Source organism: Natrinema salaciae, from assembly GCF_900110865.1.
Lineage (GTDB): Archaea > Halobacteriota > Halobacteria > Halobacteriales > Natrialbaceae > Natrinema > Natrinema salaciae.
The window spans coordinates 410237-423426 of the sequence record NZ_FOFD01000002.1; the positions used below are offsets into that span (position 1 = coordinate 410237).

At 61.5% G+C, this 13190-nt stretch carries 14 protein-coding genes and 1 tRNA gene; 12 read left to right on the forward strand and 3 right to left on the reverse strand.

The genetic code is table 11. The features are described 5' to 3' along the window. Positions 1–14: 14 nt before the first annotated feature. Positions 15–179, reverse strand: coding sequence for a hypothetical protein (locus BMX07_RS24310; protein WP_175480078.1), 165 nt, complete (start codon positions 177–179; stop codon positions 15–17). Between the two features lie 911 nt (positions 180–1090). Between BMX07_RS24310 and BMX07_RS07350 the strand changes: the two genes are divergently transcribed. The 9 genes from BMX07_RS07350 to BMX07_RS07385 all read left to right on the forward strand — a co-directional run bounded on the left by BMX07_RS07350 (position 1091) and on the right by BMX07_RS07385 (position 7802). After that, positions 1091–3304, forward strand: coding sequence for a PAS domain S-box protein (locus BMX07_RS07350; RefSeq protein ID WP_090616159.1), 2214 nt, complete (start codon positions 1091–1093; stop codon positions 3302–3304). A gap of 32 nt (positions 3305–3336) precedes the next feature. Next, complete coding sequence (locus tag BMX07_RS07355) at positions 3337–3663, forward strand: DUF5785 family protein (protein ID WP_090616163.1); 327 nt, start codon at positions 3337–3339, stop codon at positions 3661–3663. Positions 3664–3739: 76 nt separating this feature from the next. Further along, positions 3740–4510, forward strand: coding sequence for a GTP cyclohydrolase III (locus BMX07_RS07360; RefSeq protein ID WP_090616166.1), 771 nt, complete (start codon positions 3740–3742; stop codon positions 4508–4510). Positions 4511–4594: 84 nt separating this feature from the next. Further along, positions 4595–5203: a CBS domain-containing protein gene (locus BMX07_RS07365; protein ID WP_090616171.1), complete on the forward strand. Its 609-nt coding sequence runs from the start codon at positions 4595–4597 to the stop codon at positions 5201–5203. 98 nt (positions 5204–5301) lie between these two features. Further along, positions 5302–6525, forward strand: a complete 1224-nt coding sequence (locus BMX07_RS07370) for a phosphoglycerate kinase (protein ID WP_090616174.1) — start codon at positions 5302–5304, stop codon at positions 6523–6525. After that, complete coding sequence (locus BMX07_RS07375; protein ID WP_090616178.1) at positions 6494–7009, forward strand: GNAT family N-acetyltransferase; 516 nt, start codon at positions 6494–6496, stop codon at positions 7007–7009. The genes BMX07_RS07370 and BMX07_RS07375 overlap by 32 nt, the downstream gene beginning before the upstream one ends. A 12-nt stretch (positions 7010–7021) precedes the next feature. After that, positions 7022–7095 (forward strand) — tRNA-Thr (locus BMX07_RS07380). Between the two features lie 226 nt (positions 7096–7321). Continuing rightward, positions 7322–7471: a hypothetical protein gene (locus BMX07_RS24315; protein ID WP_175480079.1), complete on the forward strand. Its 150-nt coding sequence runs from the start codon at positions 7322–7324 to the stop codon at positions 7469–7471. Beyond that, positions 7464–7802, forward strand: coding sequence for a hypothetical protein (locus tag BMX07_RS07385; RefSeq protein WP_090616184.1), 339 nt, complete (start codon positions 7464–7466; stop codon positions 7800–7802). Before BMX07_RS24315 ends, BMX07_RS07385 begins: the two co-directional genes overlap by 8 nt. 513 nt (positions 7803–8315) lie before the next feature. Here the strand turns inward: BMX07_RS07385 and BMX07_RS07395 are convergent. Further along, on the reverse strand, positions 8316–8987 hold the full coding sequence (locus BMX07_RS07395) for a helix-turn-helix domain-containing protein (RefSeq protein WP_217643679.1): 672 nt from the start codon (positions 8985–8987) through the stop codon (positions 8316–8318). A gap of 85 nt (positions 8988–9072) precedes the next feature. Between BMX07_RS07395 and BMX07_RS07400 the strand changes: the two genes are divergently transcribed. From BMX07_RS07400 to BMX07_RS07405, 3 genes are all read left to right on the forward strand, one after another. Continuing rightward, positions 9073–9966 (forward strand): alpha/beta fold hydrolase, encoded by an 894-nt coding sequence (locus BMX07_RS07400; RefSeq protein WP_175480106.1) that lies wholly within the window; start codon positions 9073–9075, stop codon positions 9964–9966. 423 nt (positions 9967–10389) lie between these two features. Then, positions 10390–10980 (forward strand): hypothetical protein, encoded by a 591-nt coding sequence (locus tag BMX07_RS23675; RefSeq protein WP_139210837.1) that lies wholly within the window; start codon positions 10390–10392, stop codon positions 10978–10980. A 489-nt stretch (positions 10981–11469) separates the two neighbouring features. Next, positions 11470–12342 (forward strand): hypothetical protein, encoded by an 873-nt coding sequence (locus BMX07_RS07405; RefSeq protein WP_139210838.1) that lies wholly within the window; start codon positions 11470–11472, stop codon positions 12340–12342. Between the two features lie 151 nt (positions 12343–12493). Here the strand turns inward: BMX07_RS07405 and BMX07_RS07410 are convergent, their stop codons facing one another. Next, complete coding sequence (locus tag BMX07_RS07410) at positions 12494–12829, reverse strand: hypothetical protein (RefSeq protein ID WP_139210839.1); 336 nt, start codon at positions 12827–12829, stop codon at positions 12494–12496. Positions 12830–13190 lie beyond the last annotated feature (361 nt).

Below are 13190 nucleotides of genomic sequence, written 5' to 3' on the forward strand. Positions count from 1 at the left end.
GTCCGAGCCCCGGCTCAGTCGCCACGCCGGAGCAAGTCGGGCGGCACCGAACAGCCGCAGGGACTCGCCGATCCCGTGTGGGGGCCGCTGGCGGTGACGACGGCGACCGGCGCGCCGCAGGTAGGACAGTCGGGGAGCGGCGGCGAACCGTCGTTAGTCCCGTCCGAGGCGTCACCCATCGCGACCACCGTTCGGGTGCCGTCGCGGCCTCGAAACTACTCGGTCCGGGCGGTTCGATCGCCGTTCGGGAAGGTTCCATCCCGATGGAATGTGCGGAATCATACGTGCGGAATCATGCGTCCCGAATCTCGGTTCGGTAATCCGGAAGCCGAGTCTCGGATGCGTGGCTCATCCGCGGCGTTTCCGCGCATCCCTTCGGAGACGCGGCCTCCGATTTACTCGTCTATTTACCATTACTTATAGCTATTGCTATTCGGGACGGGTGTCGGTGGCGAACCGAGCGGAACTGGAGTCGTTCCGGTCGCTGACGGCCGGTCGAGCGGGACCTCGAGCGACCGTTCGCTCGAGACGTACCCGAGAGGTGGACGACCGATTCCGATCGCTCGAGCGCGGTGGTCGGACGCGTCCGCCGTGTCCCGCCCGGGGTATCGTCCCTGTTCGAGCGTACCGGGCCGATCGATACGGGAACTCGAGTTCACTCCGCTCGCGCCGGTATCCAGCGCGGTTGCCACAGCGCCGATCCGAGACGCTGCCCGCTCGGATCGGGCCGTCACTGGTGCCGATTCTGGGCGTCGGTTACCGATCGGACACACAGCCAAATTGTCCGGGGAACAGATTGATCATCGACGCATCGGTACTCCGTCGTGGATGAATGCTCGGTGCCCGGACTGTGGCAGTGGGTTCGGCGAACTACTCGAGAAATACGTCGCTAACGGCGAGGTGATCGCGGATTTCAGGTGCTCGAACTGTGGTCACGAGTGGTCGCTGTCGCTGTGACAGATTTCGCTCGAACTCGGCGAGCTGTCGAACAGGCGAACGGGCTGCCGGGCGGTCCGACTCGAACTCGACCGCCGAAACCCGTCGGTGAGACGATCCGAATCTATATCCCCCTCGTCGCCCGACAACTCCCATGGACAGCCGAGACGAATCCCTGAGCGGGAGCGTCTCGATGGACCCGATCCGCGTGTTGTACGTGGACGACGAGTCAGAGTGTGTCGCTGCGAGCGCCGAACTCCGCGAGTGTGAGGATGTCGCCATCGAAACGTACAGTGTGACCACCGCGAGCGACGGACTCGATCGACTCGCCGAGACGGATATCGACTGCATCGTTTCGGAGTACGGGCTGCCAGACGCGGACGGAGTAGCGTTTCTGGAGGCGGTCCGGATGCGAGACGAGGACGTCCCGTTTATCCTGTTCCCAGAGGCCGGCTCGGAGTCGATCGCGAGCGAAGCGATTGCTGCGGGCGTCACGGACTATCTGCCGAACGACGGCTCGAGCGATCGGTATTCGGCGCTGGCGGAGCGAATCGTTACCGCCGTCGACCGGGCCCGAACGCGCCTGCAGAACCGGCGGCAACTCCACGCCATCGAAACGGCGCGGGAGGGGATCGGTCTCCTCGACGACGACGGCCGTTTCGTCTACGTGAACCGAGCGTACGCGGACCTCTACGGCTACGAGCCGGCGGAGCTGATCGGCGCTCACTGGGAGCGGCTCTATCCGGACGACGACGTCGCGACCGTCCGTGACGAGATCATTCCGACGGTGATGGCCGAGGGCGACTGGTGCGGAGAGACGACCGGCCGCAGGGCCGACGGCACGACCTTCGTCGAAGCGCACTCGCTGTCGACGACCGGCAACGGCGACCTCGTCTGTACGGTGCAGGACATCACCGAGCGCAAGGAACGCGAGCGCGATCTCGAGCGCTACGAGACGATCATCGACGCCCTCGGGGACCCCGTCTACACGGTCGACGAGGCGGGACGGTACACGTTCGTCAACGACGCCTACGCCGACCTGACCGGCTACGAAAAGGACGAGATCCGCGGCCGACACGTCTCGTTCCTCCTCGACGACCCGTCCGTGGAACGGGCCAGAGCGTGTGTCAGGTCGCTGCTCTCCGATCGGAACGACGCGCAGAAGAAAACCTACGAGATCACCGTCGAGACGAGCGGCGGCGAAGGAATCCAGTGTGAGGACCACCTCTCCTTGCTGCCGCTCGAGAACGGCCGCTTTCGGGGTGTCGCCGGCGTCGTTCGGGACATTACCGAACGGACGGAACGCGAGCGGGAGCTCGAGCAGTACGAGACGATCTTGAAAACGATCCCCGACGAAGTGTATAGTCTGGACCCCGACGGCTACTTTACACGGGTCGTGCCGCCGATCAACGCGGAGATGTCGACGATGGGATACAGCCCGGCTGAGCTGGTCGGCGAGCACGTCTCGAAGATCATGGACGCCGAGGACGTCGCCGAGGGGGAAGCGGAAATCGCCGCGGTGCTGAGCGACGACGACCGCGAGAACGCGTCGTTCGAGATGGAGATCATCACCAACGACGGCGAGCGGGTGCCGATCGAGAACCACATCGCGATTCTCCCGCCGGACGAGCACGGCCGCTTTCGGGGGACCGTCGGCGTGTTGCGCGACATCACCGACCGCAAGGCCCGAGAACGCGAACTGAGGGCACAGAACGAGCGACTCGAGCGCTTCGCCAGCATCGTCTCGCACGACCTCCGAAACCCGCTCAACGTCGCGCAGGGCAACCTCGAGCAGGCCCGCGAGAACGCCGACTGTGACGGCGAAGCGCTCGAGGCCGTCGACTGGGCGCACGATCGGATGTCGGTCCTGATCGACAATCTCCTGACCGTCGCACGGCAACGGGATCCGGATCCGGATCTCGAACCGATCGAACTGGCGACCCTCGTCGACGATTGCTGGCGACACGTCGAGACGGCCGATGCGAGGCTCCGAATCGAAACCGACGCCCTCGTGCTTGCCGATCGCGCTCGGCTCACCCAGCTCCTCGAGAACCTGATTCGAAACGCCGTCGAACACGGGGGGCCGACCGTCACGATCACCGTCGGCGACCTCGAGACCGCGGCGGGAGACGGGTTCTACGTCGCGGACGACGGCCCCGGGATACCGGACGACGAACGCGAGCGGGTCCTCGAGAGCGGCTATTCGGGCACCGGCGACGGAACCGGCCTCGGGCTCGCGATCGTCGAACGGATCGCCGACGCCCACGGCTGGACGGTCACCGTCACTACCGGCGACGACGACGGTGCGCGGTTCGAACTGACGGGAGTCGAATCGGGTAATCGACGAGCCGGCGGCGACGAGGAGTAATCCTTTTGCGGGACCCCTGCACACGTCCGGGTATGAGCAACGAGTGGCCAGTCGATCCTGACGGCGAGGAGGGCAGCGATGGGATGCGCAGGTACGACATGCGGATCATCGCAGACAAGGTCGACGAGGAGGAGGACTTCCCCATGAACCGCGACGAGTTCGTCGCGGAGTACGGCGATTACCCGATCCGGATCAACCACGAGAAGGTCGTCGCACTCAGCGATATCTTCGACTACGTCGAACCCGAGGAGTTCGAGACGATGGTCGACATGCACAAGGCCGTCGGTGCGGCGATGCGCGCCGGAAACTTCTGGACGTACCATCCGAAGGGCGACGACCCCGAGAAGAAACACGCCTGAACCGCAGCTCGCGAGGCGCATCACGAATCTGGATTACGTATCACTTATACGACGGCGTTCGAAAGAGTCGGCTACAGTGACTAACACGCAGGTAACGCTCGTTCAGATCGACAACTACGGGCCGTGGACCGTGACGCCGGAACCCCGGCGGGAAGCGGATCTCCAGACCATGCAGTCCCGGCTGTACGCGGACATCTCGCAGTTCGTCGGTAACCGCGGCGGCTACGTCTTTTTCACTCGCTTCGATAACATGATCGCCGTCACGAACGGCTGCTCGCTCGAGGATCACGCCCTCATGCAGGAGTCGGTCGGCAACCGATACCCCGTGACGCTCAGCCTCGGTGTCGCCACCGGGAGAAGCCCCGTGCAGGCACTGTCCGACGCGACCGAACGCCTGCAAGACGCCGGCAGCGCACAGGACGAAACCCGCCGCGAGTGTCTCGAGGGCCGCGTCATCGGCGACGACCACCGGTCCGACGACGACGTCCAGATCGCCCACTTCGACGTGATCGACGCGACCGGCAACTACACGGACGAACTCAACGCCTTCGACACGTTCATCCGGATCGAACAGGGCTATGCGGAACTCATGCGACACATGCGCTACTCCCACGAGAGCCTCTCTTTCTTCGTCGGCGGCGACAACGTCATCGTCGTCTGTCCGGACCTCGGGACGGCCGAGTACGAGGAAGCGATCAGCCACGTCGAGGAGGCCGTCGACGTCGAGATGCAGGTCGGCGTCGGCCGCGGGCCGAACGCCCACGAGGCGGGCTTCGCGGCGAAACACGCCCTCGAGACCTGCCGAGCGGACGGAACCAGGGTCGAACTCGAGTGGGAGACGGCCTGAGATCCGGAATCACGGAACTTCGGCGCCGGTTCGCTTAAGTGTGGCGGAGGTAGCTTTTAGCCCGTTCGTGTTATCAATTCACACATGGAATCGGAACTGTCCGTCAGAGATGTCCTGACGACCGACTACGTCGGCGTCAGCGAGTCCGACGCCCTCCGCGGAGTCGTGGGACTCATGCGCGACGAACGGACGAGCTGTGCGCTGGTCGTCCGCGGCGCGGACCCAGTTGGCATCGTGACAGAGTGGGACGTGCTCGGCGTCGTCGCCGACGCCCGCGATCCAGCCGACACGACCGTCGGCGACGTGATGACGACGCCGGTCATCACGGTCAGTCCCGATCGGTCGCTCACGGACGTCGCCACCATGATGGCCCGCCAGAACATCCGTAACGTCGTCGTCGAAGACGAGAGCGGTATCGTCGGCCTGGTCACCCAGCGTGACGTCATCGCCGCCGCCGGCTCGTTCCAGGCGACCATGACTCCTGCTCGCTCGACCGACCCGCCGGTCGACAGCGAACGCGGGGTCGCCGAACCGGCGGCCGCCCGTACGACCGAGGAGGGTGACACCCAACTGCTCCCCAACGGGGGCGACGAGTACACCACGCAAGGCGTCTGTGAGGCCTGCGGCTCGCTCGCCGACGCACTCTGGGACGCCAACGGGCAACTGGTCTGTGCTGATTGTCGGACGGTGTGATTGCGGAACCGTCTCCGACGACAGCGCTCCGCGGCAGTCACTGCTCCCTATCTCTCCGATAGAAAGACCTTTCGGGAGGCGCGGTGGAGGGGTCGATAATGATCGAGACCCTCGACGACCTGGACGTCGAAGGGACTACCGTCGGTGTTCGCGTCGACGTCAATAGTCCGATCGACGACGACGGCACGCTCGCGGACGACGCCCGGCTTCGTGCCCACGTCGACACCCTCTCGGAACTGCTCGACCGCGGCGGTCGCGTCGCCGTCCTCGCCCACCAGGGACGACCCGGCGGCGACGATTTTGTCTCGCTCGAGTCCCACGCAGATCGCCTCTCGGAACTGCTCGACCGGCCAGTCGGCTACGTCGATGCGACCTTTACGGCGGCCGCCCGCGAGGCGGTCAGCGGCCTCGCGAACGGCGACTGCGTCGTCCTCGAGAATACGCGCTTCTACAGCGAAGAGTACATGGAATTCGATCCCGAGCGGGCCGCTCGAACGCACCTCGTCGAGGGACTGGAATCCGTCCTCGACGCCTACGTCAACGACGCCTTCGCCGCGGCACACCGGTCGCAACCCTCGCTCGTCGGCCTCCCCACCGTGCTCCCCAGCTACGCCGGCCGCGTCATGGAGTCCGAACTCGACGTGCTGGGCTCTATCGAGGAGACCGGCGAACCCCGCGTCTACGTCCTCGGCGGCGCGAAAGTCCCCGACTCGATCGACGTGGCCTGGTCCGTCCTCGAGAAGGGACTGGCCGATCACGTCCTCACCGCGGGCGTCGTCGGCAACGTCTTCCTCATCGCCGACGGCGTCGACCTGGGCGACGCCAGCTCGGACTTCATCTACGATCAGGGGTACTGGGACGAGATCGACCGCGCCGCCGACCTGCTCGACGCCTACGGGGACCGGATCGCCATCCCGCGGGACGTCGCCGTCGACCGGGGCGACGACCGACACGAACTCGGCATCAACGCCCTGCCGCCCGGGGACGAAGAAGCCGCCATGGACATCGGCGAATCGACGCTGGACTACTACCGGCGCATCCTCGCGGACGCGGAGACGGTCATCCTCAACGGCCCCGCCGGCGTCTTCGAAGACGAGCGCTTCGAGACGGGGACGCGACAGCTCTACAGCGCGGCCACGGACATCCCCACGAGCATCGTCGGCGGCGGCGACACGGCCTCCGCACTGCGCCGGCTCGGGATCGACGGCTTCTCCCACGTCAGCACCGGCGGCGGCGCCGCGCTCCGGATGCTCACCGCCGAATCGCTCCCCGCCGTCACTGCACTCGAGAATGCCCCCCAACAGCCCGCAGCCGACGATTGAACCCGCCTCCCGCGACGACCTCGAGACTCTCGCCGATCTGTGGGTCCGACTCGCTCGAGACCAGCGGCGATACGACTCGGCCGTCCGTCCCGACGCGAACCGCGAGACGATGCGCGAGACGCTCGCGGCCTACCGGGTCACCGACGGCCTGCTCGTCGCCCGCCTCGAGGGCGATATCGTCGGCTTCGCTTCGGTGTCGATCGAGCGGGGCTCGCTCGAGCTCGATACCACTCGCGGCCTCCTCTCGAACATCTACGTCGAACCCGCCTACCGCGGCCGCGGAATCGGAACGGCACTGCTCGAGGCCGCCGAGGAGTCGCTCTCTCGACAGGGGGCCGAGGAACTGCTCCTCGAGGTGATGGCCAACAACGAGTCCGCCCGCCGGTTCTACCGACACAACGGCTACGACGAGTTCCGCGTGACAATGGCGCGTTCCCTCGAGGATCGGGAGGAAAACGATACACACTCAAGGGAGGACGGCTAACCCTCGGCCTGCGCCAGGGGAGCATGGGCGGTTCATGCACTCGACTTGTAATCGAGACTTCGTGGGTTCAAATCCCACCCCTGGCTTGGCGGCGCGAACAAACCCGTGAGCGCCGCCAACACGACGGATTTGACGCAGGGAGTGAAGCGGAGCGGAACGACCATGGTTCAAATCCCACCCCTGGCTTACATCCGGAGGTTCAAATCCGCTACCGACTGGTGGCGGCATTTTCCGACGTTTTGGAGATGTCGATGAGACGAACCTGCGGTTCAAAGTCCGTTCTACCTGTGGCCAGAATGGCGGTGGCAGAGCGTGCGCTCCGCGACCGACGGGTTCGGTCCGTTCTGCGGAGCGCTCGGCTGCACTGAAGACGCCACCGTCGTCATCCACCATTCCGAGCGCGGCGAGTTGTGCGCCTGCGACGGCTGTGCCGAGAGCCACGAGGTGGTTCGTGATGTCTGAGGAGACGGACGTCCGCCCGGAGGACGCCCTCGAGGTTGCACAGCGAGCGCTCGAAAGGATCGACGAACTCGCGGGCTGCGTCGTGGAGCTCGAAGCGCTCCTCGAGGACTCGGCCGGCGCGGCGATTGACCACGACGATCGCGACGGCGTTGAGCAGCGGCGAGAGGATCTGATCGGACTGACGTATGACCGTGTCCAGAGACTTCGATTTCGGAGTGAGAACGATGCACAACTTCGCCAGCTTGATCACCCAGCCAGTCCTAGAAGCGTGCCAGCATCCCAATTTACGGGATCGCTGGTCGCGTACCACGCTCCTGGCCCCGAAGAGTGAAGGTCAAGTGAAACTCCTGTCGGGAGGGGCCGGTATGCCGTACACCATTCTACTGGAAATAGCTATTGGCCGCACAACATGTTCTGAGTGTATCGTTCGGTTTTCAGTCGGCCAGGGAACCGATCGCCCAGTCACACAGTTCGAGAACGCTGCGCGAAGCAAAGGGAGAGATGACACGTGGCGACCGGCTACGTGTGGCCAAACTCGACAACGGGCATAACGGCTATTGTGTCGAGAATCCCGTCGGCGTCACGTACTGCGGGGAGGCGTTCGACCCGAGGTCGTCGAGCGCGAGCGCTACGCGATCGATCGCGGTCACGATACCCGCATAACACTCTCCGCAGTAACTGTTCGAAGGTCGATTCGCGGACAGTCCACGGCACAGTTCAGGGAGAGGTGTCACGATGAGTGTCTTCGGAGACACCTGCGAACGCAGGTACAACGTCCTCGAGCACGACGACGTCCACGTCCGTTATTCAGAGGACCACCAGAACTAGCCACCGACGTCGGGCTTCAACGGGGCCGTCTGTTTCCGATACAGTGTCTGATAAGCCGTGCCTCTGCCTTTTGGAGATGGGTCGAGGCAGTACTCGTTGCACAGTCGAGAATCTCGGCTACGTCTGCGACACTCCCGGTCCGAGGATACTCATAGAACCCGACCTCAACCGCCGCTCGAAGCGCCTCACGCTGCCGGCCCGTGAGATCGACAGCAGGGACGCCTGGGCGAGCATCGTACTCGCCGACCTCGGACACCTCTGCAGTGATTTCGTCGGGCAACCTGTCAAGAATTCCTGCTAGATCGTCGGGCTCGCCGACGACGTCGAAGTCTACCCTCCCGTTGGGCCGATAGGCGAGTGGTGGCACAACAACCACTGACGGCTGTTGGAATGCTGTCCGGAAGCGCTTGAAGATCGCCTTCTCGCGCTCCCGAACGTATGCGTAGAAAGAGCTGTCGTCAACGGGTGTAATATTGTAGTCGACCGTCCCCTCGGCACCAGCGATATGTTGCTTGTATCGTTCACGGTCGCCGATAAGATAAAATAACGTGTAGATGACGTCGCCCTCACCCAGCAAGTTCCACGTGATCAGCCAACTGCGCTCGAGAGTCGCAGAATCCGTCAGGAACCGCTGCATCGGATGCTGGACCGCCCGCTCATACTGCAGCGACAGATGAAGGTATTTCATGGCTAGTGCAGCGGCCGCCTCGCTTTTAAATGCACTAGAACATCCGACAACGACTGCATACGATTTGAGCCCCAAACCGCTACTGATGGCAGGCGTAGAAACGCTCACGGACACAGATGCATCGTTACGTAATGCACACGGGCTCGAGTCCACCGCCCGCGAAATTAACGACTTGCAGTTACACGTCGTGGCCGCGGGCGACCCCGACGATCCACTGGTCGTCCTCCTGCACGGCCATCCCGATTTCTGGTACGGCTGGCGCGACCAGATCGGTCCGCTCGTTGACGCCGGCTTCCGTGTGGTCGTTCCGGATCAGCGGGGCTGTAATCTGAGCGACGCTCCCGATGGTATCGATGCTTATCGGCTCTCGACTCTCGCAACAGACATCTGCGAGCTGATCCATAGCGAGGGGCAGGAGTCGGCCCACGTCGTTGGGCACGACTTTGGTGGTTTTGTCGCCTGGCATCTCGCTCTCCGGCACCCATCCATCGTCGATCACCTCGGTATCTTGAACGTCCCCCATCCGACGGTCTATCGAAAGACCCTCCGCTCAAGTCCCCAGCAGATCATCCGGAGCTGGTACGTGTGGTTCTATCAGATTCCGACGCTCCCCGAATGGCTTTTGCGTCGGAACGACATGGACAACATGGTCGATTCCCTCGAAATCACGTCAAACGAGGGGACGTTCGACGACGAAACGATCGAGCGCTACAAGACGGCTTGGCGATACACCGGCATCGAACCGAGGATCAACTGGTATCGTGGGTTCCGTCGGTCAGACAGCCCTCCGCGGGACACTGTCACCCAGCCAACGCTGATTTGCTGGGGCAACGATGACATCGCTCTTCGCCCCTCGATGGCCGAAGAGAGCGTCGACTACTGCGACGACGGGCAGCTCCGGATGTTCCCCGATGCGTCACACTGGGTCCATCACGAGCGTGAAGAAGTGACTGAAGAATTGATCCGGCACCTCGCGTAGAACTCGCTGTAGCTGTCTCCGAGATCCGCAGATCTTCGTCCGAGTACTCGAAACGATCACTATGGTATCATATCCGCCTGCCGGTGTCTCCTCTCTGTTCAGTACGCCGTTTCTGGCGGCTATCGGAGAGAACGATGGCTTCTCCAGTACCGACTCCATCTGTACCGTCCACCGATAGTTCCCGAAAAACAGCGTCCTCTCTATTCGCTCGAGTTTACCAGCGTAGACGCCCCAGCTGATGTCGCCTTCGGCGCTCGTATCGAGGTCCTAGCTCTCGATGAACTCTTCACCGGCCTCGAGCTCGAACAGCCGGCGATCGCGACCAGAGCACTAGCGGCAAGCAGTTCGCGACGTTTCATGTCTATAGATTATGTTATCTTAGAAAGTATTAAGATACTACAGTTAGAAATATGCCATGTCGACATGGACGATAATAACCCGACTGCATTGACCCGACGTACCGCGATAAAGTCAGTTGGTACTGCCAGTATAGCCGGTCTGGGAATTACTCTTGGCACTGGGAGCGCTGCAGCCACACCAAGTGGCCCAGAGATCAGAGTCACCACCCAAAGTTCTGGATCGTACGTCATCTCGACCGACGCTTCCAATGTCGAAGCAGGTGGAAGCGCCACTCGAGACAACATTCAGAACACATACCCCGGTCGAAATTTCCATGGTGATATTGAAGGGGACGAGACGCACATCTTTTACACCGACTCTGCAGTAATCCAAAAGGCACACCTCCAAGATAGCGTGTTCGTCGATGTCTATAATACAGGTGACGAAAACGGTAGTGGGGCACTCACTGTTGAGGCGAGGGATACGGAATATCATTTCTATGCAACAGGTGATGTAGTCGCCAACGGTGATGCTGGCGAGATCAATAACGGGAATGCAACCGCTGTCGTCGATGGGACAGCTACTCACGACTACTTCGCGTCCGGCGAAATTGGCGCACTTACTTCCATCCCACGCTCGTCGACTGCAAACGTGACGTTCACCTACGACATCTAACTGACTCCATTTCCCATTTCAGTTTTCGAGCACGTCGACGGCCGCGGCAGGCTCGACAGTGTGCTCGATGAGGAGTAACGGACAACTGCCACATCCACTTGGCGAGTTCGAGATTGACTTGCTTTTGATGGACAGTAGCGAATAGCTCAATCGTCGACCCCCCTGAGGTTGACAGAGTATTGAGGGTCGACGGAAATCGATTTGTGTGAGCGATCTGTAATTCCGCTCAGAGTCGGGATTCCGGCATGGTTTCAGACGAACCCTTGTGGGGTTGAAGCACCAACGTCGTACTCGAGACTGGCCTCGTCGCTTGAGCAGCCGGCGATCGCGACCAGAGCACTGGCGGCAAGCAGTTCGCGACGTTTCATGTCTATAGATCACGCGATTCAGTGGTAAGCGTGAAGACAGTTCAAAAATGATTTACGATCCGATATATTGGTTAGGGTCTCGACTAGAAATACATTTATGCATGTGTCATGGGTATGAATTATGGCAAGCGATGAGTCAGGTATAGTTGAAGACATTATTTTAGCTATTGGTTTTTGTTTATTTTTTATTATACCTTCAATTTCTGCAGGTAGGAACAGTTCGTATGCAGCACTTGTGGGACTGTCCGCTGGCGTGGGTATAATTTTGAAAGGTGAATTTAGCAGTGGAGTGTCTGTCGTTCCAGAAAAACGACTGGCTATATTTGGGGAAGGACTTTTGTTGGCTGCGTGGACGATGTTTATTGCTAGCGTATGGAGCACACCACGCCTCGGGGTGGCCGTCGGGATCGTAGTCATGAGTATTATACAACTCGTTGGACCATCGTACTTCGAGATTTGTGCCGCCGTGAGACGGGAGGCTGCTGATCGAGAGGGCGGACGTGACATCGACGACCGGGAAGGCAAGAGCGAGCAGTCTGCATCCGGTGCGGACTCAGGCCCTCAGACCTCCCGTTTCAGTCCCGACAATCTGGGGCGAACGTTTTTACTGCTGTTCGGCGCGAGTGCAGCGGTATTTTATCTGTCGGTGATTGTGTTTGTGGGATACGTTTGGCAAAGTCCTCCAGAGGCGACGACGGGGATTCATCCGGTCGTCCTGGTCCCTGTAATCTCGTGGGCTGGGATGGTCCTGTCGCTTGCTGGGTACAGTCTGTGCTCCATCCGAAAAATCCGCCGAATGCGTCGGAACGGGGGCCGGTCACCCACTCGGAATCCGGTAACGAAACTCCTCTATCTGTTGGCGTTGGTAAACTCCAACGGTCAGGAACTGTCCACGTACGACAGGCGGGCTCGCCGGACCACGCTTTCGGTTCTCTTCGGACTGTTCTTCCTCATGATCCCAGTAGCTATTTTGTACGGAGAGCCTGGTTACTAATATTCACGCGTGCACTTCCGTCGATGCACGCGGCCTCGCGGACATCTGTTTTCGAGACGCCTGTACCAAGCGCGGCTCACTTCGTCGACGAAGTCATCCTCGGCGTCCTGGACGAACTGGCGGAGGGAAACTGATATCTCCCGGTCCTGTTTCACGTTCTCGCGCGTGTAGACCCTGGCACGCCAGAGGCGTCACTGTCGGCGTAGGGCGGCTCCAGATCGAGATCGCCGCCGACGTCGCTACCCTCGAGTGGCGTATCCGCCGCCGGTCCGAACGATGGCTCGTCGCTCTCCTCCTGGTCGTCTTCGAGCCCCGATCGGTCGGCGGCTACGACCGCGAAGAGTACGAGTGCCGCAGCGGCGAGTGGCGTTGCGTCGGTCGCGAGATTGTCGCCCATGTCGATCTCGAGACCGGCGACGGCGTCCCGATTCGCGAGTAGAATTCGTTCAGGATTTGGGACGCTCCCTTCACGAATTGGTACTGGCATGCTCCGGCACGGACGCCTTCCGGGTACCAGTCTCCGTTCTATTTGGCCCCGGCTCCAATGAGTTCCTGCACTTCATAACCAGCTGTGCCGACGGGGCCATCGGACGCGACCCCCATCGGGTCGTGTTATTTTTGAATACATATCCGGTTTAGAATTGCGCCTGAAAATGCCAACAGTGTCGTGATCGGCGAGTAGAGCGATCTGGCTCTGCTTAAACTCTTACCGGGCGATAGGTTCTGCTCTATGATGATCAGTACAGGCTACCCAGATACCGGTTCGCCCAAAGCTAGTAGGCATCAAACTGTCTACCGACCCAGGAGTGAGATGAAGCATACGCGTAACTGCGTGTCTGAACCTAACT